Annotated in this window: 29 protein-coding genes; 20 read left to right on the forward strand and 9 right to left on the reverse strand. The window is 38.6% G+C overall.

Features of this window, described 5'->3' with window-relative positions:
• The first annotated feature begins 1 nt into the window (after position 1).
• From H4K35_RS02205 to H4K35_RS02260, 12 genes are all read left to right on the forward strand, one after another.
• Positions 2–355: a hypothetical protein gene (locus H4K35_RS02205; RefSeq protein ID WP_182625742.1), complete on the forward strand. Its 354-nt coding sequence runs from the start codon at positions 2–4 to the stop codon at positions 353–355.
• Complete coding sequence (locus H4K35_RS02210) at positions 352–1,596, forward strand: competence/damage-inducible protein A (RefSeq protein WP_182625743.1); 1,245 nt, start codon at positions 352–354, stop codon at positions 1,594–1,596. The genes H4K35_RS02205 and H4K35_RS02210 overlap by 4 nt, the downstream gene beginning before the upstream one ends.
• An 80-nt stretch (positions 1,597–1,676) precedes the next feature.
• Positions 1,677–1,913 (forward strand): 50S ribosomal protein L28, encoded by a 237-nt coding sequence (gene rpmB / locus H4K35_RS02215; protein WP_002990304.1) that lies wholly within the window; start codon positions 1,677–1,679, stop codon positions 1,911–1,913.
• Between the two features lie 26 nt (positions 1,914–1,939).
• Positions 1,940–2,122 (forward strand): 50S ribosomal protein L33, encoded by a 183-nt coding sequence (gene rpmG / locus H4K35_RS02220; protein WP_002990305.1) that lies wholly within the window; start codon positions 1,940–1,942, stop codon positions 2,120–2,122.
• Positions 2,123–2,129: 7 nt separating this feature from the next.
• The gene (locus H4K35_RS02225; RefSeq protein ID WP_002990306.1) at positions 2,130–2,282 is read left to right on the forward strand and encodes a DUF4295 domain-containing protein; all 153 of its coding nucleotides are present in this window, start codon (positions 2,130–2,132) and stop codon (positions 2,280–2,282) included.
• Between the two features lie 136 nt (positions 2,283–2,418).
• The gene (ftsY, locus tag H4K35_RS02230) at positions 2,419–3,372 is read left to right on the forward strand and encodes a signal recognition particle-docking protein FtsY (protein ID WP_182625744.1); all 954 of its coding nucleotides are present in this window, start codon (positions 2,419–2,421) and stop codon (positions 3,370–3,372) included.
• A gap of 8 nt (positions 3,373–3,380) precedes the next feature.
• On the forward strand, positions 3,381–3,815 hold the full coding sequence (locus H4K35_RS02235) for a lipocalin family protein (protein ID WP_182625745.1): 435 nt from the start codon (positions 3,381–3,383) through the stop codon (positions 3,813–3,815).
• Between the two features lie 2 nt (positions 3,816–3,817).
• On the forward strand, positions 3,818–4,147 hold the full coding sequence (locus tag H4K35_RS02240; protein ID WP_182625746.1) for a DUF721 domain-containing protein: 330 nt from the start codon (positions 3,818–3,820) through the stop codon (positions 4,145–4,147).
• Between the two features lie 126 nt (positions 4,148–4,273).
• On the forward strand, positions 4,274–4,477 hold the full coding sequence (locus tag H4K35_RS02245; RefSeq protein WP_182625747.1) for a hypothetical protein: 204 nt from the start codon (positions 4,274–4,276) through the stop codon (positions 4,475–4,477).
• An 81-nt stretch (positions 4,478–4,558) separates the two neighbouring features.
• The gene (locus tag H4K35_RS02250) at positions 4,559–6,805 is read left to right on the forward strand and encodes a nitric-oxide reductase large subunit (RefSeq protein WP_182625748.1); all 2,247 of its coding nucleotides are present in this window, start codon (positions 4,559–4,561) and stop codon (positions 6,803–6,805) included.
• Positions 6,795–7,508: an iron-sulfur cluster repair di-iron protein gene (ric, locus tag H4K35_RS02255; protein ID WP_182625749.1), complete on the forward strand. Its 714-nt coding sequence runs from the start codon at positions 6,795–6,797 to the stop codon at positions 7,506–7,508. Before H4K35_RS02250 ends, ric begins: the two co-directional genes overlap by 11 nt.
• A 136-nt stretch (positions 7,509–7,644) precedes the next feature.
• Entirely contained in the window at positions 7,645–8,100 is a 456-nt protein-coding gene (locus H4K35_RS02260; protein ID WP_182625750.1) for a CopD family protein, read from the forward strand.
• A gap of 4 nt (positions 8,101–8,104) precedes the next feature.
• Here H4K35_RS02260 and H4K35_RS02265 read toward each other — a convergent pair whose 3' ends face one another.
• Complete coding sequence (locus H4K35_RS02265; protein WP_182625751.1) at positions 8,105–8,476, reverse strand: helix-turn-helix domain-containing protein; 372 nt, start codon at positions 8,474–8,476, stop codon at positions 8,105–8,107.
• A 139-nt stretch (positions 8,477–8,615) separates the two neighbouring features.
• Here H4K35_RS02265 and H4K35_RS02270 point away from each other — a divergent pair, with 139 nt between their 5' ends.
• Entirely contained in the window at positions 8,616–9,758 is a 1,143-nt protein-coding gene (locus H4K35_RS02270; protein ID WP_182625752.1) for an MFS transporter, read from the forward strand.
• A 100-nt stretch (positions 9,759–9,858) separates the two neighbouring features.
• On the opposite strand, the gene H4K35_RS02275 is transcribed toward H4K35_RS02270, so the two are convergent.
• The 7 genes from H4K35_RS02275 to H4K35_RS02305 form a co-directional block, all read right to left on the reverse strand.
• Positions 9,859–10,482, reverse strand: a complete 624-nt coding sequence (locus H4K35_RS02275) for an SCO family protein (protein WP_182625753.1) — start codon at positions 10,480–10,482, stop codon at positions 9,859–9,861.
• A gap of 11 nt (positions 10,483–10,493) precedes the next feature.
• Entirely contained in the window at positions 10,494–11,273 is a 780-nt protein-coding gene (locus tag H4K35_RS02280) for a formylglycine-generating enzyme family protein (RefSeq protein WP_182625754.1), read from the reverse strand.
• Between the two features lies 1 nt (position 11,274).
• The gene (gene nirK, locus H4K35_RS02285) at positions 11,275–12,738 is read right to left on the reverse strand and encodes a copper-containing nitrite reductase (RefSeq protein WP_182625755.1); all 1,464 of its coding nucleotides are present in this window, start codon (positions 12,736–12,738) and stop codon (positions 11,275–11,277) included.
• A 236-nt stretch (positions 12,739–12,974) separates the two neighbouring features.
• Complete coding sequence (locus H4K35_RS02290; protein WP_182625756.1) at positions 12,975–13,550, reverse strand: RNA polymerase sigma factor; 576 nt, start codon at positions 13,548–13,550, stop codon at positions 12,975–12,977.
• Complete coding sequence (locus H4K35_RS02295) at positions 13,547–14,653, reverse strand: glycosyltransferase (protein ID WP_182625757.1); 1,107 nt, start codon at positions 14,651–14,653, stop codon at positions 13,547–13,549. The genes H4K35_RS02290 and H4K35_RS02295 overlap by 4 nt, the downstream gene beginning before the upstream one ends.
• Before the next feature lie 62 nt (positions 14,654–14,715).
• Positions 14,716–15,726, reverse strand: a complete 1,011-nt coding sequence (gene murB / locus H4K35_RS02300) for a UDP-N-acetylmuramate dehydrogenase (RefSeq protein WP_182625758.1) — start codon at positions 15,724–15,726, stop codon at positions 14,716–14,718.
• Positions 15,727–15,754: 28 nt separating this feature from the next.
• Positions 15,755–16,837: a DNA replication/repair protein RecF gene (locus tag H4K35_RS02305; protein ID WP_182625805.1), complete on the reverse strand. Its 1,083-nt coding sequence runs from the start codon at positions 16,835–16,837 to the stop codon at positions 15,755–15,757.
• A gap of 134 nt (positions 16,838–16,971) precedes the next feature.
• Between H4K35_RS02305 and H4K35_RS02310 the strand changes: the two genes are divergently transcribed.
• The 6 genes from H4K35_RS02310 to H4K35_RS02335 all read left to right on the forward strand — a co-directional run bounded on the left by H4K35_RS02310 (position 16,972) and on the right by H4K35_RS02335 (position 23,150).
• Positions 16,972–17,763: a tetratricopeptide repeat protein gene (locus tag H4K35_RS02310; protein ID WP_182625759.1), complete on the forward strand. Its 792-nt coding sequence runs from the start codon at positions 16,972–16,974 to the stop codon at positions 17,761–17,763.
• A gap of 1 nt (position 17,764) precedes the next feature.
• Entirely contained in the window at positions 17,765–18,253 is a 489-nt protein-coding gene (ribH, locus tag H4K35_RS02315; protein WP_182625760.1) for a 6,7-dimethyl-8-ribityllumazine synthase, read from the forward strand.
• 154 nt (positions 18,254–18,407) lie between these two features.
• Entirely contained in the window at positions 18,408–20,522 is a 2,115-nt protein-coding gene (gene mutL / locus H4K35_RS02320) for a DNA mismatch repair endonuclease MutL (RefSeq protein ID WP_182625761.1), read from the forward strand.
• Entirely contained in the window at positions 20,522–21,271 is a 750-nt protein-coding gene (locus tag H4K35_RS02325; protein WP_182625762.1) for a rhomboid family intramembrane serine protease, read from the forward strand. The genes mutL and H4K35_RS02325 overlap by 1 nt, the downstream gene beginning before the upstream one ends.
• A gap of 1 nt (position 21,272) precedes the next feature.
• Positions 21,273–22,109 carry a rhomboid family intramembrane serine protease gene (locus tag H4K35_RS02330; RefSeq protein ID WP_182625763.1) on the forward strand — a complete coding sequence of 279 codons (837 nt, stop codon included), beginning with the start codon at positions 21,273–21,275 and terminating at the stop codon, positions 22,107–22,109.
• Between the two features lie 3 nt (positions 22,110–22,112).
• The gene (locus tag H4K35_RS02335; RefSeq protein WP_182625764.1) at positions 22,113–23,150 is read left to right on the forward strand and encodes an endonuclease/exonuclease/phosphatase family protein; all 1,038 of its coding nucleotides are present in this window, start codon (positions 22,113–22,115) and stop codon (positions 23,148–23,150) included.
• Here H4K35_RS02335 and H4K35_RS02340 read toward each other — a convergent pair whose 3' ends face one another.
• Entirely contained in the window at positions 23,151–24,287 is a 1,137-nt protein-coding gene (locus H4K35_RS02340) for a multidrug effflux MFS transporter (protein WP_182625765.1), read from the reverse strand. It abuts the gene before it with no gap.
• 88 nt (positions 24,288–24,375) lie between these two features.
• On the opposite strand from H4K35_RS02340, the gene H4K35_RS02345 reads away from it, so the two are divergent.
• Complete coding sequence (locus H4K35_RS02345) at positions 24,376–25,149, forward strand: helix-turn-helix transcriptional regulator (RefSeq protein ID WP_182625766.1); 774 nt, start codon at positions 24,376–24,378, stop codon at positions 25,147–25,149.
• The last annotated feature ends 6 nt before the right edge of the window (positions 25,150–25,155 follow it).

Genomic DNA, 25,155 nt, shown 5'->3' on the forward strand with positions numbered 1-25,155 from the left:
TATGGCACTTTTTTATGATGTGAGATCGCTATACGACAAACACCACAACAAGGAAGAGCTTGTGGTGGAAGAACTGATTGACTATGTGCAACAGATGACGAAGCGATTGGATAAAATGAAAAAGCACATTGATGCAAAAAATTATGAAAAACTTCAAAAACACGTAAAAGTCTTACAGCCGATAATGGAAACCTTAGGCATGGATCAAGCGTATGAAGAATTCAATACGGTGCAGGAGTGGTTGGAGCAAAAAGGAAAGACCAAAGAGATCAAAGAGGTTTACAAATTGCTGCGAAAGCGCCTTCGCTCTGCAGCCAAAGAAATAAAGAAAGACTATCAAATAACAGTTGAATGAAGGCGAGTATCCTGACCATTGGCGATGAAATTTTGATCGGACAGATTGTCGATACCAATTCAAATTATCTAGCGGATTATCTCGATAAGTTGGGATTTGAGATCGTGGAGATGCTATCGGTTTCAGATAGAGAACACGCGATAAAAGAAGCGATGCAACGCCAGCAAGATCGCGTGGATTTGGTGGTGATAACTGGTGGATTAGGTCCGACAAAAGACGACTTGACTAAACAAGTGTTTTGTAGCTATTTCGAAGATGTATTAGTGGAGGATGCTCATGTGTTTGCCCATGTAAAGACGTTGATTGAGGGGTATTTTAAACGCCCTATCTCCGAGCTGAATCGCAAGCAAGCTCTAGTGCCGTCTAAGGCAACGGTATTGTTTAACCCATTGGGAACCGCGCCGGGTATGATGATGCAAAAAGGGAAAACACACTATGTCTCCCTACCTGGTGTTCCCTTTGAAATGAAGGGAATCGTTTCTGATGCATTGACACCTGTGTTAAAGGAAAAGTTTACTTTGCGCTTTAACGTTCATAAAACGGTGGTGGTTTATGGCATAGGTGAGAGCTTGTTGGCGGAATACCTAAGCGATTGGGAAGACGGATTACCCGCTGAGGTGCAGTTGGCTTATCTGCCGAGTAGAGGCAGGGTGCGTTTGCGTCTGTCGTCTTCGGGAACGGATAAAGCAAGCATCGAAGCGAAGTTGGATCAACTTATTGCCGCCATACCTGCGAATGTCAAAGCACAGATTCGCGCCTATGACGATTTGAGTCGATCGGAAGTAGTGATTGAAAAATTAAAAACAGCAGGCAAAACAATCGCTTGTGCAGAGAGTTGTACAGGTGGGCGATTGGCCACGTTATTTAGTGAAAAAGAAGGCGCCTCTGCCTTTTTTAAAGGAGGAGTGGTGACGTATGCAACCCAATCGAAGATTGATCTTCTAGGGGTTAAAAAAGAAACTATTGAGGCTTATAGTGTCGTCAGTGAGCAAGTCGCTTGTGAGATGGCTGAACGAGCCCGTGAAAAGTTTAAAGCGGATATTGCCGTGGCTACAACAGGAAATGCTGGGCCTTCTAAAGGCGATTCTCAGGTGGCAGTGGGTACTGTATATGTGGGGATTACCTCTAAACACGGCACTTTTGCAGTAAAGTATGAATTAGGTCAACCTAGAGATCAAGTAATTGAACGCGCTATTAGCCGCGCTTTGGAGTTGGTTTATAACGAAATATTAAAAAAATAGTAGAAAGATTTTGTTTAATAAAATTCTTTTTCTTTACTTTGCACCCTGATTTTGAATATTGAAATAAAAGATTAGATATAATGTCAAGAGTTTGTGAAATTACTGGAAAGAGAGCAATGGTTGGAAACAACGTCTCTCACGCGATGAATAAAACTAAAAGAAAGTTTTCTGTAAACTTAATTAAAAAACGTTTTTACATTGCTGAAGAAGACAGATGGGTAACATTAAAATTGTCTACCACTGCATTAAAAACAATTAATAAGAAAGGGATTACTGCTGTTTTGAAAGAAGCAAGAGTAAAAGGATTAGTAAAATAATTCGACCATAAAAAACAAGGAAAACGATGGCAAAGAAAGGTAATAGAATCCAAGTAATCTTAGAGTGTACTGAACATAAAGCATCTGGTTTACCAGGTACTTCAAGATACATCACAACTAAGAACAAGAAAAACACACCTGATAGATTGGAAATTAAAAAATTCAACCCTATCATGAAAAAAGTAACAATTCATAAAGAAATTAAATAATTAAGTCATGGCAAAGAAAACCGTAGCTACTTTAAGAACATCTTCTAAGAAGTTGACTAAAGCAATTAAAATGGTTAGATCTCCAAAAACAGGTGCTTACACATTTGTTGAGTCTGTTATGGCTCCTGATTTTGTAGATGAATTCTTGAGTAAAAAGTAATTTACCATTAGATATCTTGAAAAAAAGCTGCCTTATTAGGTAGCTTTTTTCATTTTTATACCTTTCAAGTTATAGCCGACTGCTATAAGATGATATACTTTTATTCTTTATATTTGTACAAACTAATAGGAACGTTATGAGTTTTTTTAAAAGAATTTTTTCTTCAGAAAAAAAGGAAACTTTAGATAAGGGATTAGAAAAATCTAAAACGTCTTTTTTCTCTAAATTAACCAAAGCAGTAGCTGGTAAATCCAAAGTTGATGACGATGTTTTAGATAACCTAGAAGAAGTGTTAGTATCCTCTGATGTAGGGGTGAATACAACGCTGAAAATTATCGAGCGCATTGAAGCAAGAGTTACTCGTGATAAATACGTTGGAACGGATGAATTAAATCAAATTTTGAGAGAAGAAATCGCCGGGTTGTTGTCTGAAACAACTTTAGGTGAATCGACCGAATTTGAAATTCCCAAAGATAAAAAGCCCTATGTAATCATGGTGGTAGGAGTAAATGGTGCTGGTAAAACAACGACTATTGGAAAATTGGCCTATCAATTTAAAAAAGCTGGATTACAGGTGGTATTAGGAGCGGCTGATACTTTTAGAGCTGCTGCTATTGACCAATTGCAAGTGTGGGCCGATCGCGTTGGTGTGCCAATTGTTCGTCAGCAAATGGGAAGCGATCCCGCTTCTGTAGCATTTGATACCTTGCAATCTGCCGTTACACAAAATGCCGATGTTGTGATTATTGATACGGCAGGTCGTTTGCACAATAAAGTGAATTTAATGAATGAGCTTTCTAAAGTGAAACGCGTGATGCAAAAAGTGATTCCTGATGCACCACACGATGTGATGTTAGTGCTCGATGGATCCACTGGTCAAAATGCATTTGAACAAGCCAGACAGTTTACCGCAGCAACAGAAGTAACTTCTTTAGCTGTGACTAAATTAGACGGAACAGCAAAAGGCGGTGTAGTTATCGGTATCTCTGACGAGTTTAAAATCCCTGTTCGCTATATTGGGGTAGGAGAAGGAATTGAAGATTTACAAGTATTCAATAAATACGAATTTGTCGATTCGTTTTTTAAATAATCTATAGGATGCGCAGTATTAAAATTATAGCAAGTCTACTCTTGGTTGTCGTGTTTCAAGCTTGTCAATCAAAAGCAGATGTGAAGTCCATCCAAGCCCATATCAACGGGTATTGGGAAATTGAAAAAGCACAACTGCCAGACGGCACTGAAAAAGATTACTCCATTAACACAACTATTGATTACTTCGAATTAAAAGAAGATCAAACAGGAGTGCGCTACAAAGTTACGCCACAATTTAACGGAGAGTTTTTGACTAATGATGTGCCTGAAACTTTTGTCGTAAAACAAAAAGATAATGGGATTTGGTTGGCGTATAAAACCGAATTTTCCACTTGGGAAGAACAAGTGTTGTCTGTCACAGAAGATAAGATGGTGATGGAAAACGAAACAAAAATTAAGTACTTTTATAAAAGAGCTAATCCGATTCAAATCAAAGAATAGAAGTGAGTAAATACAATCCTTATCAACGCAATAAAGTAACCCCTCGGGTAAGAGAAGGCAAAGGAATGGCTGATTTATTACAGCTTTTTAGAACGGAAAACAACCTAGACCATGGACTAAATGAATTTGATGTTTTCGATGCTTGGAAAGTTGTGTTAGGACCTGGTATTGCTTCTTATACCCAGGATTTGGCGTTTAAAAAGAACACGCTCTACGTCAAGCTATCTTCTTCTATTGTTCGCGATGAACTTGGGTATGGAAAGGATAAAATTATCAAAATGCTCAACGAAGAATTAAAAAGAGAATTAATTGTCTCACTTGTTTTGAGATAGCGAAGCAATCATAAATCATACGAAAGCGATAAGTAGGTCAAATACTTGTCGCTTTTTTTTATTATCAATTAAAAGACATTTATGTCTTCTATTATAAAAATATAATGTATATTTGTAGTAGTTAAGTTGAAGCTAGGTGTAGTAGTCCATGTCGTGGATGAAGCTTCTATCGAGCAAGGCTGTGGTTTAGGCTTGGTTCACTGTGCTGAAAAACAGCTGAGTTCCATTTCTTCTATATTCAAAGCAATTCAGTGTGAATGGCAACCTATAGGAGAAATAACAACCTTAAAAGAGTTCATCCAGGGAAGCAAGTTGGCATGGCTCTTTTAAAGATTTGAACGTATGACGGGAAGGAAGATTCCCTTTTTTTATAACAACATAAAAGACATTTTTGTCCTCTATTTTAAGCTAATGAATACAAGTCAAAAAAAATTGTGGATAGCCTTTACGGTAGTAATGCTATTCTCCTTTGGGGTTCTTGGATACTACGGGTTTGAACTCTATCAAGAAGCGCCTCCCATACCAGTAGAAGTTAAAACAGCAGATGGGCAAGTAGTTTTGGTTGAAAGCGATATTCGCGATGGTCAAAACGTTTGGCAAAGTATAGGAGGACAAGAAGTGGGGTCTGTTTGGGGACACGGAGCTTATGTTGCACCCGACTGGACGGCGGATTACCTGCATCGCGAAGCCTTGTTTTTGTTGGATTTCTATGCGAATCAAACCTATAGTAAGCCTTATGCCTCAGCGAGTCCAGAAGAGCAAGCAGCACTACAAGTGCAATTGCAGCGCATGATTCGCAACAATACATATGATAAAACTACAGGAGTATTAACGATTACAGCAGAGCGAAATCAAGCGCGCTTGTATCTCCAAGACTATTACGGCAAGTTGTTTACTGACGATCCTGCCTTTGATCAGTTGCGCAAGGATTATGCTATCCCTAACAACGCAATTAAAGATACAACTCGATTAAAGCAAATGAGTGCGTTTTTCTTTTGGGCAACTTGGGCAACAGTTACCAACAGACCTGATCACAATATCAGCTATACACACAATTGGCCTGCGGATGAATTGGTAGGCAACAAGGCAACAACACCTTTATTAGCTTGGTCTGGCGTTAGTATTATTCTGCTCATTTTTGCAGTAGGTATGTTGGTGTATTACCACGTAGCATCTAAGAAAGAGGAAGAAGAACTAGTACCTGTTGCAGATCCTGTTTCCAATGGAACGACAACAAAGAGTATGACCCGATTGAAAAAGTATTTCTGGGTAGTGTGTTTGTTGATGTTCCTCCAAGTAGGTTTGGGAATTATTACAGCACATTATGGTGTAGAAGGACAAGGACTATATGGTATTCCACTAGATCAAATGCTGCCGTATGCTGTAACGCGTACTTGGCACACCCAGTTGGCTATCTTTTGGATTGCCACAGCTTGGTTGGGGACAGGACTTTACATTGCCCCTGCCGTTGGAGGTAGGGATCCAAAATATCAAGTCTTTGGTGTTGACTTTTTGTTTTTTGCCTTGCTGATTATTGTTTTGGGATCAATGATTGGACAGTGGTTCGGTATTATGCAAAAGTTAGATTTAGTACAAAACTTCTGGTTCGGTCACCAAGGATATGAATACGTTGATTTAGGGCGTTTTTGGCAACTATTTCTCTTCGTTGGACTCTTTGTATGGTTGGCATTAATGATTCGTCCTTTAGTGCCTGTTTTAAAGGAAAAAGGCAGTCATCGCAACCTAATCATCCTCTTTTTAATTTCATGTGGAGCGATAGCCTTGTTCTATGGAGCAGGTTTGATGTGGGGAAGACAGACTAATTTAGCTATTGCAGAATACTGGAGATGGTGGGTGGTTCACTTATGGGTAGAAGGATTCTTTGAGGTATTTGCAACGGTGGTTTTGGCATTTTTATTTGTGCGCATGGGATTGATAAAAACCAAGACGGCAACAAATGGGGCGTTATTCTCTACCATTGTCTTTATGTCAGGCGGAATTATAGGAACCTTTCACCACTTGTACTTCTCTGGAACGCCAACTGCAGTCATGGCTTTAGGAGCGACTTTTAGCGCCTTAGAAGTTGTTCCATTAACCCTAATTGGTTATGAAGCCTACGAGAATTACAAGCTGTCGAAACAGCAAGGATGGCTGCAAGATTACAAATGGCCGATTTACTTTATGATAGCCGTGGCTTTTTGGAATTTCTTAGGTGCAGGTGTATTTGGGTTTATCATCAATCCTCCGATTGCGCTGTATTATGTTCAAGGATTAAATACAACACCACTGCACGGACATACGGCCTTATTTGGGGTATATGGGATGCTGGGAATTGGCTTGATGCTCTTTGTTTTGCGAAGTATGTACAGACAGGTACAATGGAATGAAAAATTATTAAAAATAGGCTTTTGGGGACTGAATATCGGTTTACTCCTCATGGCGTTGTTGAGTCTTTTACCAATCGGTATTTGGCAAGCCATAGCGAGTATTGAACACGGAATGTGGTATGCGCGTTCAAGTGAATTGATGCAATTACCTGCCATGAATACCCTTAAATGGTTGAGAACTATTGGCGATGTAATCTTTACCATTGGAATTTTTGCCATCGTCTTATTTGTATTCAAATTAACACTTAAAAAAAATAACCATGAAAAATAGAACAATTGGCTCATTTGTAGCAGAAGATTTTAGAACAGCAGCAGTTTTCAACAAATACGGAATTGATTTTTGCTGTAAAGGGGGGCGAACCCTGGATGAAGTATGTGAAAAGAAGACAGTAAACCCGGAGGAACTACTCAGTGAGTTAGAAGGCGTTTTGAATCAACAAACCGAAAATAATATCGACTTTAGACATTGGCCTTTGGATTTATTGGCTGACTATATCGAAAAAACGCATCACCGCTATGTGGAAGAAAAAATTCCAGTATTGCTACAGTTTTTGAATAAGCTAAGCAAAGTACACGGTGAAAGACATCCGGAGCTCTTTGAAATAAATGAACTGTTTACGGGATGTGCACAAGAACTTAGTCAACATTTGAAAAAAGAGGAGCTAGTGTTATTTCCCTTTGTGCGAAAAATGGTCACTGCAACGATTACTGGACAAGCAATTGAAGCTCCTCATTTTGGCACGGTCGAGCACCCCGTGGAGATGATGATGCACGAACACGATAACGAAGGAGAGCGATTCCGTAAAATAGCCGCCTTGTCAAATAATTACACCCCTCCTGCAGATGCGTGTAATACATATAAAGTGACATTTGCCATGCTCAAAGAATTTGAAGAAGATCTTCACAAGCATATCCACTTAGAGAACAATATCTTATTTCCAAGTGCAGTGATACTAGAACAAAAAATGAATTAATTCTTTTGACTAAAACAGGAGGGGTTGATGGAGAAAAGAGGAAAGAGAAAAGAGGAGTTGACCTCTCTTGTTTTCTGAAAAGACTAATAGGAAAAGTTGAATAGCTGTTTTATATTCGTATAGTAAAAATCAAACTATGAGTGAGTTACATCTTTTATTGATACTCCATTTGGTTGGAGCTACAATCTGGGTAGGAGGACATATTCTGCTTTGTACCGTTATTTTACCTCAAGTATGGAAGGAGAAATCGGTAGAAAAACTGTTTAACTTTGAAAGTCGGTATGAGTGGATTGGCATGCCTGCATTGCTCGTGATGTTGATTACTGGTGTGCGAATGGCGTATCTCTACAATGTGAAAATAGCGCAATGGTTTGCCTTTGAAACACCTATTGAACGCGTAATTTCACTCAAATTGAGCCTATTGTTCGCTATTGTTTTACTCGCACTTAGTGCACAATTTTATGTGCTACCTCGTTTGAAAACCAGCATAAGCAAATTGCCGTTAATGGCTTTTCACATGATTGCTGTCACACTCATTAGTTTGGCGATGTTGATTTTGGGAAGTTTCGTGCGATATGGAGGAATGGTCTAAATCCTTACTTTATTTTACTTTGATACGCTCGATGTTTCGCTCCCCATTGTTCTAACGCAGGCCATATTGGAAGCAAATCTAACGCGATAGAAGTCAAACTGTATTCTACACGCGGAGGCACTTCAGCAAATACTTGTCTATGAATGAGCTGGTCTGCTTCTAGCTCTTTTAATTGAAGCGCTAGCATGCGATCCGTGATCCCGTGAAGCTTTTCTTTTAATTCGCTAAATCGCAATACTTTGTATTCCGCTAGATGGAATAATATCATCATTTTCCATCGACCACCTATTTTACAAATCGTATAAATGGCATCGCAATTCGCGGTTATAAAATCTCTATTGATACTATTGGTTGAATTTTCTTTTCTCTTTGCCATGACTTACAAATTTGTTAGTTACTCACAATAGAGGTTTGGTTAGTTTCCAATCCTTACTCGTTTTATTTTTGTCCACATTCAATTCAAGGCAACCAAAATATAAAATGCCTTGTCTACAAAAGTATAACGATTATTTTTTATGAAAAAATATGCTTACGCAGGAGCTCTAGGTTTATGGAGTATTATTACCACCGAATTTGGTGTTATTGGAGTATTACCACATATTGCAAGTCATTATCAAATTTCAATTGATCAAGCAAGTTGGTTATTGAGTGGTTTTGCATTGGTTATCGCCTTTTTTGGTCCTTTTATGACTATGCTTACCGCTCAAATAGATAAAAAGAAAATGATGCTAATCGCTCTTGCACTTTTCACTAGTACCAGTTTCTTATCTATATTGTTGCCTTCTTTTGGAATCCTCATGCTATTGCGATTGATCCCTGCTTTACTTCAACCCGTGTATATCGCCAATGCATTGGCCGTAGCTGTAAATACCAGCCCTAAAGAAGAGGCAAGTAATCGAATGAGTATCGTCTTTAGTGGAATTACAATTGCTTCTTTTACGACGATACCTTTAGCTACGTATTGGACCAACCTAGTGGGGTTGCAAGCAGTTTTTGTCATTCAAACGCTAATTAGTGCGCTTGCGTTTATAGTGATTTATTTTGTATTACCTCCTGTGGCAGGAAACCGTACAACACTCCCTGTCGGGATATGGGGAAGCCTGAAACAAGCCTCATTCATGCGAAGTGCACTTGTCAATTTATTTGTTATTGCGATGTGGTTTAGCGTTTATAGCTACTTTGCTGATTACCTCAATAAAGAAAAGGGGATGTCCGGTTATGAAGTAAGTAGTATGATTCTACTTTTTGGTGTAGTTGGGGTAGTAGCCATGGTTATAGGGGGTAAAATACTGAACAAAGGGGTTGTGTTTAGTAATGCCTTTTATGTTATTGGCGCAGGGTGTATAGCTATATTGCTATACGTATCTGGGAGTAACCTGTTTTTTACTAGCAGTTTAATCGTTCTTTGGAGTTTGTTCTATACTCCTGTTTTTCTTCAGGTCACTGCTTTTTTACAACGTACAACTTCAATTCCTTTTGAATTGGGAAGTAGTCTCTCAACCTCTCTTGGAAATTTAGGTATTGCATTAGGAACCTTTGTGGGTGGAAAGGTGATAGCAGACTATGGAATGCATTATTTGCCTTTAGTCATGCTTGGGTTTGCTGGAATAAGTTTTGTTTGTATTTTTTGGGTTGCAAGTAAAAATAAATCAAAATAAAAATACGGTTTACAGTTAACTGTAAACCGTAAACTATTGATTTTTATCGGTTAATATAGCCGAATAAAAAAGTGTTTTTCCAAAGTAACTAGTTGCTTTTTTAGGGAATTAAGGCGAGTTGATGCTCAATTGCTTTAACAGTAGGAGCGTAGTCGATGCCTAGTCCTTCTTGTTGATATTCCAATTCGCCTTTTGTATTAAATACGCTGATGATATTGGAATGTGAAAAATCGATAGGGGAGATCTTCTTGTAATTAACGGCAAGTGTAGCGGCAAATTCTCTTGTATTTTCTTCTGTAGAGCGCAGGAAAAGCCATTGATCTCCGTCCATTTTATTTTCTTTGGCAAAGGCTTTTAATCGTTCAGGCGTATCTACTTCAGGATCAATACTCACCAAAACGTATTTTAGGCGGTTTTTGTTTGCTCCTGTAACTCTTGTTTCAATATGGCGCATATCGGCAACCAATCGCGGACAAGCCGCTTTACACGAGGTATAAATCATCACCATGACTATTACATTTCCTTGCAGATCCTTGAGTTCAATTTCACGACCCTCTTGGGTAGTCCAAGTAGACGGGAGATTGTATACCGATAAGTCAGATAGTTCTGTGGTAACTGTTGTTTGTTCATTTGATCTAGTGATTTCTTCTGCCTTTTTTACTTCTTTACAGCCGGTCAATAGTAGAACAAAAGAAGTGAGAAGTGATAGTGCTATCTTTTTCATAAACTTGTATTTTAGAGGTTTTTGGCGCAGCGAAAGCCCAAATTGACAGTGGTGAAATTGGCACGCAAGCTTGAGCGAAAACCATAGCGCATAAAAGCGGCATAGTCCATTAAATCCGTAGCGTTGATCGAGGCACTGCCACAGAATAAATTTTCGTCATTACCTTTGTCTTTTCGACTTTCGCCTGACAAAAATATGGCATTGTAATCGTAGACCCATTCCCAAATTAACCCGTGCATATCATAAATTCCCCAATAGTTTTTTGGTGTGCTTTCTACTGCATTGAGGTAGGTTCTTGGGGTTTCATACCAAGCGAGAATATATTGGTTATAGGCTTCTTTTTCTCTTGCATCGAGTTGTTGTGCGTCTGCCATGGTTACGTATTCCCATTCGTCTAAAGTAGGTAGTCGCTTGCCTTGACATTCACAGTATTTTTTTGCTGCAAACCACGAGACGTTTGTCACTGGAGCGTCTGAGCGCAAATCACCATAGTTAAGGTCTCCTTTCCAGTGTGAGAGGTAACTCTTGTTGGCAAATAATGCCTTGATTTGCGAACGACGATACCCTGGGTTTTTATTCAAAAATTCCAAGTATTGCGCATTCGTAACCGCATGCGCATCCAATTGAAAAGAGGAAAGCTGTACATAGCCTTCTTCTGTACTGCCATATAGGGGTACAAACGTACCGCTGCGTATGGTTTGCATTGGGGTTGTTTGCTGTGCGATCCCCCACGAAAAGTGAAAAATGCACAGCAGAGTAACCCAATAAGTGATGCGGTTTGTTTGAAACATATTATCTGTTTTTTTGAACCATTTGGGTAGATACAACGGTTTTATTATTGCCCCAACTGTTGTAGACATAGGTCAATACATCCGCAATTTCTTGATCGCTTAAGTTTTGACTCGTCATGATGGAATTGTATTTTACCTTGTTTACTGTTATTTCTCCTTCTAAACCATTAATAACTGTTTTGATCGCTCGATCTACATCTGCATTTAAATAGTCCGATTTGGCCAGCGGAGGAAAAATCCCTTCAATTCCTTGTCCTTCAGATTGATGGCAGGCAAAGCAAGTACGCGTGAAGATACTTTTTCCATCAGCCATTTGTTGAGCAAGTGTTTTATTTTCGATTACCTCTTTCTTCTGACTTGCTGTTGGCATGGTTTGAATCGTTCCTCCTTCGGGAAGGTAGATTCCCTCTTTAATTTTTCCAGCAAATACTTTTTGGTTTTCCTCTCCTTCAACCTTTAGCATGCCTAAAGCCCCTTTGTTAAAGGCTCTGAAAATTGAGTGATCCACTAAAACAAAGGTACCTGGTGTATTGACTTTGAACTCGACAATTGCGGCACCACCGGCAGGAATAAGAGTGGTTTGCACGTTTTCATTGACTAAATCGCCACCTTCAACCTGTACGCGATCGAAAATTTCCCCAATTAGGTGGAAGGAACTAACGAGATTAGGACCTCCGTTTCCAACGAATAAACGCACCGTTTCCCCAACTTTAGCAGTAATAGCATTTTCGTTGACTAAACCGTTTACATGGCCATTAAATACTACGTAATCCGCTTGTTCTTTAATTGCTTTGTTCATGTCAAACGGTTGAAGTCCTTTTTCACCATAGTTCCCCTTAGTGTAAAAATCCCCTTGCATTATGTAATATTCTCTGTCCACAGGGGTTAGTCCTCCTTCAGGTTCTACTAAAATAAGGCCATACATACCATTGGCAATGTGCATTCCCACTGGTGCTGTAGCGCAATGGTATACATAAAGACCTGGATGAAGGGTTTTAAATGAAAAGGTAACCTCATGTCCTGGTGCAACAAGCGATGAGGCCGCTCCACCTCCAGGACCTGTAACTGCATGCAGATCAATGTTGTGGGGAAGCTTGTTGTCTGGGTGATTTTTTAAGGTAAATTCTACTTCATCTCCTACACGTGTGCGAATGAAACTACCTGGCACTGTTCCGCCAAACGTCCAATACATATAGGTCACGCCGTCTACCATTTCACCTTCTTGTTCTACTATCTCTAAACTGACATTCAATTTTGTTGCTGCACGTTTTCCTACTGGTTTGGGTACATATGGTGGAGCTGTTAATTCTGCCTCATTTTCACCATGAGCAACTATGCGCTCTGCCCAATCTGCATTTTTAATGACCTTCGACTCTTTTGGAGAGCAACTACCCAAAAGTAGTGAACTTAGAAGCAGTACTATAGCCCCGAGGTTCCTTTTTAAATGTTGTGATTTTCTATTCATAATCAGCACTTTTATTGTTCATTTTCATATACTAAATATAAAAGACATTTTTGTCTTGTATATTGATATTTATCAGGATTTAGTGAAAAATGAAACAATAAAATAAAAGGTAGTAGTTTGAGTGGTAGGGCAGTATAGGCGTGTGAACCTAGACCTAGTAAGTTAGGTCAAAGAAAAAATAGGAGGCAATCTTGTCTCTCTGTTACTCGAGATGTGGAAAAATCGCTTAGGGGAATTTAGATTGTGAAATTCTGATCGATTGACTTCAAAATAATTTCTGCGAGTAATTTTTTTGCTCGCATAATTTTAATTTTGACGTTGTTCAGTGGTTCGTTTAGTATTTGGGCAATTTCATTATACGACAGTTCTTGAAAGAATCTCAATTCAATAACCTCTTGATAATGGGGTTTAAGAAGGCGGATGTAATTCTTGAAAATCTCTAAATTTTGCTCTCGAATTAATTCATCTTCAATGGTGTCAGAATCGTCTATAATATTGTTGTACTGTTGATTTTCATCGCTAATGTCTACAAAATGTACATTTTTTCTTTTTCGGATTAGGTCGATATGGGTGTTTCTGGCAATGGTCAGTAACCACGTATTAAAAGCGAAGGAATCGTCATAAGATTCAATGCTACTAAAAGCCTTAGAAAAGGTTTCAATCGTGATATCTTCTGCGTCGGTTTCATTGGCAGATTGTTTTAGAATGAAATGATACACTTCAGACCAATATTGATTTAACAAGGAGGTGAATGCAGATTGATCTCCTTGTTTTGCCGCTGCTATACTTTGATGTGTTGCGCTTGTTTTCAAATTTTCTTACGAGTGATAAAGTGTTTAAACGCAAAATAATGGCCAGATAGTATGTGGATTATTTCAAAAAATGGAAATACCCAAACCAAATCTTTCTCATTGAAATTCTTCAACAATTTTGCAAAGTAGAAGGTAGTGATTAAATGTCGAATCACAAAGATACCCACTAGTATTTCCCATTGGTAGAGATGTAGTAAAAGAAAGGCTAATAAAACATAGAAAACCAAAAGGCTAAAGTGGTAAAAACGCAGTTTTAACTGATTGAAAATAGAGGTTCTCTTTAGTAGTAAATCGGATTTTTTTTGAATTTTAAAAGCATTGCGCCAAGAGCTTTTCTCTGCCAAGGTATTCATACTTTCAGGTGCAATAGTAATTGCTGTATTGGATTTTGTGGCAATTTGCCTGATGAATTCTTGTTCCTCTCCTTGAGAAATTTTCATTTCTTTGATAAATCCATTTACCTTGAAAAACAAACTTTTTTTATAGGCTTGGTTATAGCTATTGCCGTACAAGGGTTTTCCTACTTCGACCCACACAAAGTTGTGGAGGGATTTTAAAAAGTACTGGAATCTCGCGTATTTATTACTCAAGCTTTTTTTCTTTTTAACAAGGGTTGTATGCGCAATCACCACTTGTTTTTTGGTGGTGAAAAGCGAAGTCATACTCACGATCCAATGCGGTGAGTTGGGAAGAACAGTAGGTTCTGTAAAAAGTAAGTTTTCAAAGGAAGTCATTTTGATTCCCAAGGTCAATGCATATTTTTTATTCCCCCAAAAGGCTTCGTTATTCTCTACGTTGACTAACTTGGCAAAGCGATGTTGAGCGACAAATTGCTCTAAGAGTTCTAAACTCTCATCTTCGGAGGCATTGTTGACTAAGACAATTTCGAAGGTAGCATACTCCTGAGCAAGTAAACAGTCGAGAAACTGGGGTAATTCAGCCTCATTGTCCTTAATGTACACCACAACAGAAACGGGAAGGTCTTGTTGTGTAGGCCTGCTTTTTAGTGCTCCATTAAAGGCGATATTGCTGTATAGTACAACAAAATATAACGCATGGAATAAAAGAATACCTATCAGTATGTAAAATAAGATGGTTAGCATAGGAGATATACAATTTTAACGAGGAGCAAAGGTACCAATAATCGCTTTTTTGTGCAATACATCTAAAAGATATTCACTTCAGCTTCTAAATGAATATTAAAAATGTTAAATACTTCATTCTGAATGGTTTCGGCAAGTTTTTTAAGTTCAATGCCTTGGGCTTTGCCGTAGTTGACAAGTACAAGGGCTTGCTTGCTGTGTACGCCAGCATCGCCAATGCGATAACCTTTATACCCAATTGTCTCAATTAGCCAACCTGCAGGAACCTTGGTGAAGGCTTCGTTTACCGGATAGGAGGGCATCGTAGGGTATTTGGCCTGTAAGCGTTCAAACAGCTCATTGCTAATAATAGGGTTTTTAAAGAAACTTCCACTATTTCCCAATTCAGCAGGATTCGGCAATTTACTGCTGCGAATGCCAATAACGGCATGGCTGATGTCCTGAATAGTTGGTGTTGTAACCCCCATCAGTTCTAATTCCTTTGCTATTGCCCCGTAATTGGTGCGTAGCATATGATTCTTCTTTGTGAGTTTATAGGTTGCAGCAATGATGATGTATTGATCTTTTGCCTCTTTTTTAAAGATACTCTCTCTGTAGTCGAATTGACAAGCGGCATTAGTGAATTCTTCTATTTCTAAGGTTTTTATATTCAGTGCTTTACAGCTAACCATGCTGTCTTTGATTTCAACGCCATAAGCGCCAATATTTTGAATAGGTGTCGTCCCTACGTGCCCTGGAATGAGCGATAGATTTTCTAATCCTCCAAAATCCCTAGCTAGGGTCCATTGTACAAAATCGTGCCAAACCTCACTTGCACATGCCTCTACTACAACAAAATCCTCCTTCTCTTCGACGATTGTAATTCCCTTGAGATTGAGTTTGATCACTAAAGCTTCGATGTCTTGGGTTAACAGCATATTGCTACCACCACTCAAAACAAAATACTCCTGATTGGGCGTCGATTGTATCAGTTGTTTGAGGGCTTCAATAGAATTGATTTGGGTAAAGCGTTTTGCCAGCACATCAATGCCAAACGTATTATAGGGTTTTAGCGAAATATTTTCTTGAATCATAGCGTATTGTAATTGTACTCCGTTTGTGTTATTCTACAGTAAAGATTTTAAAGTCTTGGTTAATTGAATTTAAAAGGGATTCCGTTCGATCCAAGTGGGTATCGGTTATAAACATTTGCCCAAAAGTATCCAGATTTACTAGTTCTAATATTTGGCGAACGCGAAGTTCATCTAATTTGTCGAAAATATCGTCAAATAACAAGATTGGCGCGATGCCGTGTTGTTTCTTTAAAAACTCAAATTGGGCTAGCTTTAAGGCGATTAAAAATGATTTTTGCTGGCCTTGTGAACCAAATTTCTTAATCGGACTATCCTTGAGTAAAAAGACAAGGTCATCTTTGTGAATGCCGACTGAGGTATATTGTAAGGCGCGATCTCTTTGAAGATTTTGATCAAATAGCTCACGCATACTGTGATGTTCCAGTTGGGATTCATACACCAGGTTTACATCGTCTTTATTGCCTGTGATCAATTGGTGATACTGGTTAAAAACAGGAATAAACGCTTGCAGAAAGTCGCGACGAATTTCGTAAATCGGTTGTGCAATCGCCTCAATTTGTTCGTTGTAAATCCCAAGCGTATCGCGATCAAAGTAGTTGTTCGATACAAAACTCTTTAACAAGGCGTTGCGTTGGGTAATTAATTTTTGATGTTGGATGAGCAATTGCAAATAATTGCTGTTCATTTGGGAAATAACACTATCTAAAAACTTGCGTCTTGTTTCACTTCCTTCGATAATCAAATCGCTGTCAGATGGAGAAATAATCACCAAGGGAATAAAGCCAAAGTGATCCGAAAAGCGCTCGTAGTTTTTGTTGTTTCGCTTGAGGATTTTTTTCTGTCCTTTTTTCAAGCTACACAAAATATGCTCACTTTGTCCGTTCTTTTCAAACATCCCATCAATGACGAAGAAATCGGCGCCATGTTTGATATTTTGAACTGCAATGGGATTAAAATAACTACGCCCATAAGCAATATAGTAGATCGAATCTAAAATATTTGTCTTACCAACGCCATTTAATCCAATAAAACAGTTGATTTTAGCATTAAATTCAAAAGATTTATCTTCAATATTTTTAAAATTTAGAAGATCTATTTTTTTTAAATACACGGGAATATAGGTATTTTTAACGAGTGAGTGATAGTATTGTTTAATTTGGTTGCAAATTATCAAAAATATTAATAGTAAGCACTTTTATATTACAATAAAAATCATATTTTTGCCTTTCATTAAACTTTTTATACATGGCAACTTATAATAAAAGAGGTTATAAAGCTCCTAAACCGGAAGGCGAAACGGTAGATAACGAATTTGATCAGTATAGTTCAGTTGATACTTCTAACAGTACTACGGCAGAGGTATTTAATTCCTTAGATCAAGGAGCAAATAGAATGGAAGGTTGGGTAGCGAGAAATCAAAAAGCAATTTTTGGTATTGTTGGAGCTATTGCTTTAGTTACTATTGGTTATGTTGGATATAATAAGTTTGTGGTTGAGCCTAAAAATGACGAAGCAGCAAATGAGATGTTCCAGGCACAATCGTATTACAATGACGCATTCGCTAACGAAACAGAAAAACAAAACCTATTGAACTTAGCCTTAAACGGTGGAGAAGGGAAATTAGGATTTTTGGGAATCATAGAAAACTACAAAGGAACTGCATCAGCTAATTTAGCACACTACTATGCAGGAACAACTTACCTAAACCAAGGGGAGTTCAAAAAAGCAATTGAGCAATTAGAACAATATAAAGTGGTTAGCTCTGAGGCGATCATCGGTGCTTCTGCATTGGGTGCTATTGGAGATGCTTTCTCTGAATTAGGACAACATGCGGATGCTTTTGAGTACTACCAAAAAGCAGCAGCCCACAACAAAAACGATTTCACTACACCAAGATTTTTATACAAAGCAGGAATAGCTGCGTTAGAAGACGGTAAAAAAGCAGATGCTTTGAAATTGTTTAATGAGGTTAAGAACAACTACTCAACAGCAATGGAAGCAACGTTGGTAGAGTCTTTAATCGGTCTTGCTCAATAATATGGCAACAGCAAATAAAAATTTATCGGCATACGATAAAACTACATTACCTTCCGCATCGGATATGAAAGTCGGAATTGTGGTATCCAATTGGAATGACACGATTACTGAAGGCTTGTTTGAAGGGGCGAAAAAAACATTTTTAGATTGCGGTTTACCCCAAGACGGATTGATTCGTTGGGATGTTCCAGGAAGCTTTGAGTTGATTTTCGGCGCAAAGCGAATGATAGAGCGCTTCGAAGATTTGGATGCCGTGATTGTTATCGGCTGCGTGATTAAAGGAGAAACCATGCACTTTGAATTTGTTTGTGAAGGCGTTACACACGGAATTAAAGACTTAAATTTAATAGCAGATATTCCCGTTATTTTCTGTGTACTTACAGATAATACAATCGAACAATCTCTCGCTAGAAGTGAGGGCGATATGGGAAATAAAGGCGTAGAGGCCGCGGTCACTGCCTTGAAAATGATTGCTTTAAATCGTTTATAAAAAACAAGAATAAGCCTGTGTAAAAGCAGGCTTTTTTTTATCATACTCATTCAAAAAGTGAAAAAATAGTTAAGGAAGCAATTCCCCTATTTATTTCTTTAAATTTGTAAGAATAGAGTCAAAAGTTTTAATCAAAAAAACCTTCATTTTTTAAATGTCTAATATCATTCGATTATTACCAGATCACGTAGCCAATCAAATTGCCGCAGGAGAAGTGGTTCAACGCCCTGCTTCTGTTGTAAAAGAGTTGGTGGAAAATGCTGTGGATGCAGGGGCAACTGAGATCAAATTGGTCCTGAAAGATGCTGGAAAAACTTTGATTCAAGTTATCGATAATGGCAAAGGAATGAATGAAACAGACGCGCGAATGGCTTTTGAACGCCACGCCACGTCTAAAATATCTAAAGCAGAAGATTTATTTGCCTTACATACCAAAGGGTTTAGAGGAGAAGCTCTAGCGTCTATTGCCGCTATTGCTCATGTGGACCTGAAAACCTGTCAACACCACAGCGAATTGGGTACACACCTGATTATAGAAGGATCGAAGGTGATTTCACAAGAAGTGACTGTAACTCCTCCAGGAACGGTGTTCTCCGTAAAAAATCTCTTTTTTAATATTCCTGCGCGTCGAAATTTCTTAAAATCGGACAATGTCGAATTTAGAAATATCGTCGATGAATTTGAACGCATTACTTTAGTGCATCCCGCTATTAGTTTTACACTCATTCACAACGGCAGTGAGGTATTCAATTTACCTAATTCCAATTTGCGTCAGCGCATAGTCAATGTATTTGGGGTAAAAACCAATGAGAAATTGGTGCCTATTGAAGAAATAACAGAAATTGTTACCATTCGAGGATTTATTGGAAAACCTGAATTTGCCAAAAAGAGCAGAGGCGAACAATTCTTTTTTGTCAATGATCGCTATATCCGCAGCGGATATTTACACCATTCCGTTTTGGCGGCTTATGAGGGCTTACTTAAAGAGGGGACTCATCCAACGTATTTTATTTACCTAACCGTACCGACTAATTCCATCGATATCAACATACATCCCACCAAGACGGAGATTAAATTTGATGATGAACAAGCGTTATACAGTATTTTGCGATCGGCTATCAAACACAGTTTAGGCCAGTTTAACGTAGCGCCTGTACTCGATTTCCATCGGGATGAAGGGTTGGATGTGCCCTATGAGTTTAAAGACAAAGAAGCGGAAACGCCATTGATCGAAATTGATACACATTATAATCCCTTTAGCAATGAAGGATTGAACCCAACGGAAGAAGTATATAACCCTTTTACCCAAACCCCAACTAGTTTAGGGGGAAATCAACATTCAGACTTTGTTGAGCAAGGCTTTAATCCCTTTGAAGAAAGTTCATTCTTGCGTACAGCACAACCTCAAGAGCAACCTCAAGAGGAAGACGAAGACGTTTTTGAAAGTAAGCTGACCACCACCACATCAACAATAGACTTCTCTTCGTTCAAAAAAGAAGGAAGAAAAGCTGATGAAGCGGTGTTTTTTGCAAGTAAGTCCAACAAAACAGAAATCAAGAAGTCAGCGGCAACTGAAGTAGGGGCTTGGCAAGAGGTTTTCGAAGGATTAAAAGGCGAAGGAAGTGCGCTCGATATCAGTGGACTTGCCTTTGAAGAAGAAGAAGTAACAGGAAGCTTGTTTGACGAGCATACTGAGACGACTCTAGCCTCGCGTACGTTTCAGATTCAGCGAAAGTATATCGTTAGTCCAATTAAGTCAGGCATGGTAATCATTAACCAAGGAAGGGCTCATCAGCGCATCTTGTATGAAAAATTCATTGGCAATATAACTAAATCCAATGCTGTTTCTCAGCAATTGCTTTTTCCCTTAACTTTATACTATGCACCCTATGAAGTTGTTTTATTAAAAGAAATTCGAACTTCGTTAAAACAAATGGGATTTGATTTTGAAAATATGGGCGAGGATCACGTAATTTTATCTGGATTACCAGTGAATGTAGCAGAAAGCGAAGCGCAAATTGTCCTAGACGATTTAATTATGAGCTTTCAAGAAGGAATTCCCGAAACCAATTACATACAAACAGAGCGCATAGCCAAAACCTTAGCGCAAAGTTTAGCCGTAAAATCGGGCATAATACTAAACGAAACAGAACAAGAGGATATTGTAAATTCTTTATTTGGTTGTAAAGAACCCAATATCTCTCCATTTATGAAACCTACTTTTATCACGATGAAAGTAGAAGATATTGAACGAAAATTTATACTGTAATGAGACTATCAGAAGGAGTAAAACAGTTATTGATTATAAACGTCCTATTTTTTATAGGAAGCCAGTTTGTACCTGCAACCTACGACTATTTAGCGATGTACTATTTTGACAACGCAAAATTTCAAGTGTGGCAACCGCTAACCTATATGTTTATGCATGGAGGAATCATGCATATTTTCTTCAATATGTTTGCGTTGTTCTCTTTTGGAACTACCTTAGAAATGCTGTTTGGAACCAAGCGATTATACCTTTTATTCCTAATTTCAGGATTCGGAGCCGCATTGTTACATATGGGGGTGAACTATTATTCGGTTTCACACGGTGTCAGTCAATTAGTGGCGGCAGGCTATACAGAATCGGAAATTTACAATTTATTGCGCAGCGGTATGTACAACACTCAATGGGAAACTGTTTTGGGATCTACTGATTTAAGTGCCATGATTTCAGCCTTTAACGCCCCTGTAGTAGGAGCTTCTGGTGCGGTCTATGGCTTCTTGGTCGCATTTGCTTATATGTTCCCGAATGCAGAATTGATGATGATGTTTATTCCCGTACCCATCAAAGCGAAATACTTTGTTCCTGGAATTCTAGCGATTGACTTAATCGGTGGTTTAACAGGTGGTTTCAGTATTTTTGGTGGTGGAACAGGAATTGCACACTTTGCACACGTAGGAGGTGCCTTAACTGGATTCTTACTCGTGCGCTATTGGAAAAAAAATCAATTCAAACAAAACCGCTGGGATTTGTAACATGAAAATACTCGATGATTTAAAGAGAAAGCTAAACCTTAGTGATAAAATTAGCGATAGGGTACAAGTGTTGATTTTCAGTAATGTCCTTGTATTTGTTTTGCTCTTTGGACTTTCAGCTGTCTTGTCTTCGGTTTATCACAGCATCTTCCCCTATGTTGCGTTTGTCGCAGACGGGGCCGCATCCTTGACTCGCTTTTGGACGTTTATCTCCTATTCTTTCGTACATGCTAACATCTGGCATCTACTGCTGAATATGATTATGTTATTCTTTGTGAGTAATCTTTTTTTTACCTTCTTTACCTCAAGACAATTTTTGTTTGTTTATTTTCTGGGCGCTTTAGGAGGAAGTATGTTGTATTACTTGTGTTCTTTCTTTTTTTCCATGGGATATGGCTTAGTAGGAGCTTCTGCCGCTGTGATGGCGCCTCTTATCGCTTTAGCTAGTTTTGCCCCTCAAATGGAAGTACGACTTGCCTTAATCGGAAGAATAAAAATGATTTATATTGCTGCGTTTATCATTGTCATTGATTTGTTTCAACTATCTTCGACCAATGTTGGCGGGCATATTGCTCATCTAGGTGGTGCTTTGGTAGGCGTTGGCTACACGGTCTTATTGAAAAATGGGATTGATCTTGCCAAACGCAAAAAGCGAACAGCAAAAAATAAATCTACATTTAAGCAGGTTTATGTTAATAAAAAGGGGGATAAAAACGTTAGTAGAGAAGAAACGACCCAAAAGAAAATTGATGCCATTTTGGACAAGATTAGTAAGTCAGGCTATGAAAGCTTAAATAAAGAGGAAAAAGAATTTCTTTTTCGTCAGGGAAATGAGTAAAACATGAAGAAATTATCTGGTTTTAATAAAGTGGTATTTACCTTAAATGTCCTTGTTGCTATAGGGACATTGATGGGGTATTTATTGCCTTTTTTAGCGCCAAAATTATTTCCATTTCTCTCTGTTTTTACCTTGATACTTCCCTCGTTGATCTTGATTAATTTTGTTTTCCTGCTCTATTGGGTCATTCAGGTGAAAAGACAAATGATTTTATCTGCTTTAATCTTAGTGCTCGGCTTTACGTTTATTACCAAATTCTATAAGATTACGGGTAAAAATGAACCTACAGAGCAAAGTGATATTGTATTAATGACCTATAATGTTCGTTTGTTTAATTTGTTTAAGTGGATTCCTGACGAACTTGTTCCTCAAAAGATAAAAGAATTCATCGATTTACAAGATCCCGATATTTTGTGCTTGCAAGAATATTCCAAAGGAGCAGCTTTGGACTTTAAGCAATTTCCCTATAAATACGTTGTTTCTCACGGGGAGAAAATTAAAACAGGACAAGCTATTTACTCCAAATATCGCATAATCGATAAAGGAGAGATCAATTTACCCAACTCAAATAACAATGTGATTTTTGCCGATCTATTTATTAATTCGGATACCATTCGCGTGTATAGCATCCATTTACAGTCGATCAGTATTAGTCCTGATATTCACGAAAAAATAGACGAGGAGAAGTCCAAGCGCATCTTTAGGCGCATATCCAATGCGTTTACTGAACAACAAATGCAATCGGAATTAATTCAATCGCATATGAAAGACGCCAACCACCGCAAAGTGATTTGCGGTGATATGAATAATAGCGCCTTTTCCTATGTGTATAACAATATTAAAGGTGACCTCAAGGATGCCTTTATCGAAGCGGGAAGTGGCTTTGGAAAGAGCTACGATTTTCCGTACTATCCGATGCGTATTGACTACGTTTTTGTCGATCCAAGTATTCAGGTAAAATCCTTTAAAACCCACAGTGATTTTAGAAATTCCGATCACTTCCCCATTGTAACCCGTTTGGCGTTAACTGAGCGAGAATAATTATTTTTTTCTTGGCAAACCTATGGCTAGTAGAAAACCCACCCCAGCGAATAGGAGCAATACCCATCCAAAATGAGGGAGTAAACTGCTGACATATAAACCCAAACCAATCAGTAAATAGTACAGTAATCCAAATAAGGCACCCGCAGAACCAATAGCCGTTTTGTAGTGCACCAACGCCTGACTCAGTATGTTGGGAATAGCAATTCCAAAAGCCGCAACAATGAGCAATACAGGGACTAAGAACCACATCGAATCCAATACTATAGCCGTTGCCATTGCACTAGCGAGCGCCAAAATTGAAGCGCCTAGAATTAAGGTATTGCCCAATATCCCTTTGCTAAGGCATATTTTGTTGAAGTAGCTTCCCGCAAAAGATCCTAGGGCTAAAACCACACCACTATATCCGTAAACAGACGCATCATACCCATTGGATTCAAAGATAAAAGGCGCAAAGGAATAGTAGCTAAACAACAGCACATTATAGCTCATAACTAAGAGGGCAAAGCGCCAAATACTGCGGTCGGTATACATCTTTTTAGCTAGGCCAAAAAGCGCACTTCGACTGATCTTCTCTTGGGTTTGCTTGGTCTCAGGTAAGTGATAATACGCTTTAATCACTACAATCAACGCCAGTGCAGCAAGAAGGAAAAAAACACCGTAGTGCTCAAAAGTCGAAACAGTTACACCGCCTAGTAATAAACCCAATACAGGACTGATCGACAACGCAATTCCCATAATGGAGAACACCTTGCTTAGTTCGGCTCCCGTATAAACATCACGCATCATAGTTTGTGTAATTACCGAACCAACTGCAATTCCAAATGCAGCTATAATTCGTGCGATTAATACAACTTCAAAGCTCGGTGCAAGTAAAGCAAGCATAGATGCAAGCATATAGGTCGTTAGCCCACAAATCATCGCTTTTCGCCTGCCGATGTAGTCACTCAAAATGCCCCAACAGATCACCCCAAATGCAAAGGCAATAAAATAGGTGCTAATGGTGAGTAATGCTTGAGTTTCACTTACTTGAAAGTGTTGTGTAATACTCGGTAATGCTGGACTGTAAATGGTTTCTACAAATTGCGGAAACATCATTAATACCACCATAAAACCCAGTTGTAATTTTGTTTTCATTGTTTATTTTATTTCTCATGCAAAAGTCTAACGAATTAGGCTTATCTTTATAACAGTATAAAAACAAAAAATATCAAAAGCAGGACAAATGGCATATTTGAACAAGGAACAGGTGCTAAACTTAGAAGAGATTAATCAAGAGGTGATTGGTTTGGCTTCTGATTTAGTACAGCACGATTCGGGTTTTCACAGCCATGCTTTACACGCGCAACTATTATATGCTCCTAGTGGATGTATGACCTTGCTTACACACAAGCAGCAAGTAATCCTGCCCCCACAAAAACTGATGTTTATCCCCGCTGGATTAGAACACCGTGTTACCTTTCGCAATGTAGTGGCCTACCGATCAATTTATTTAGATATTCGCCAAATCGATGTGACGGATTTGGGGTTAGAAGTTCGTCTCGTTTCACCTTTATTCGCTGAAGTTATTGAGCGAATTTGTTGGTGGGAATGGCAAGGCACCTATACGGCTTCTCAACAAAATATTTTAGCGGTATTTTGGGATGAATTCCACCAAGCCCAAAGAGAATCCTATGTGTTGGAAATTCCTACAGATTACAGGCTACAAGCTGTGATGGACGCTTTTATGTTAGAAAAGAGGGTACCTCCCTTTCTACATGAGCTCGCCCAAGATGTAGGGGCAAGTGAAAAGACGATCTCCCGCATTTTTAAGCGAGAAACCAAGATGTCGTATCAAGCTTGGCGTCAGCAATGGCGCTTATACCGAGCTATTGAACTCCTGGCAGAAAACACGTCGATTTCAGAAGTAAGTGATCAACTAGCATTTTCTTCTGATAGTGCCTTTATAGAGTTTTTTAAAAATCATACAGGGATTACCCCAGCAAAGTATTTTCTGTAAAGCTTA

Origin of the sequence: Myroides sp. NP-2 (assembly GCF_014145665.1) — a bacterium.
In the GTDB taxonomy this organism is placed as follows: Bacteria; Bacteroidota; Bacteroidia; order Flavobacteriales; family Flavobacteriaceae; genus Flavobacterium.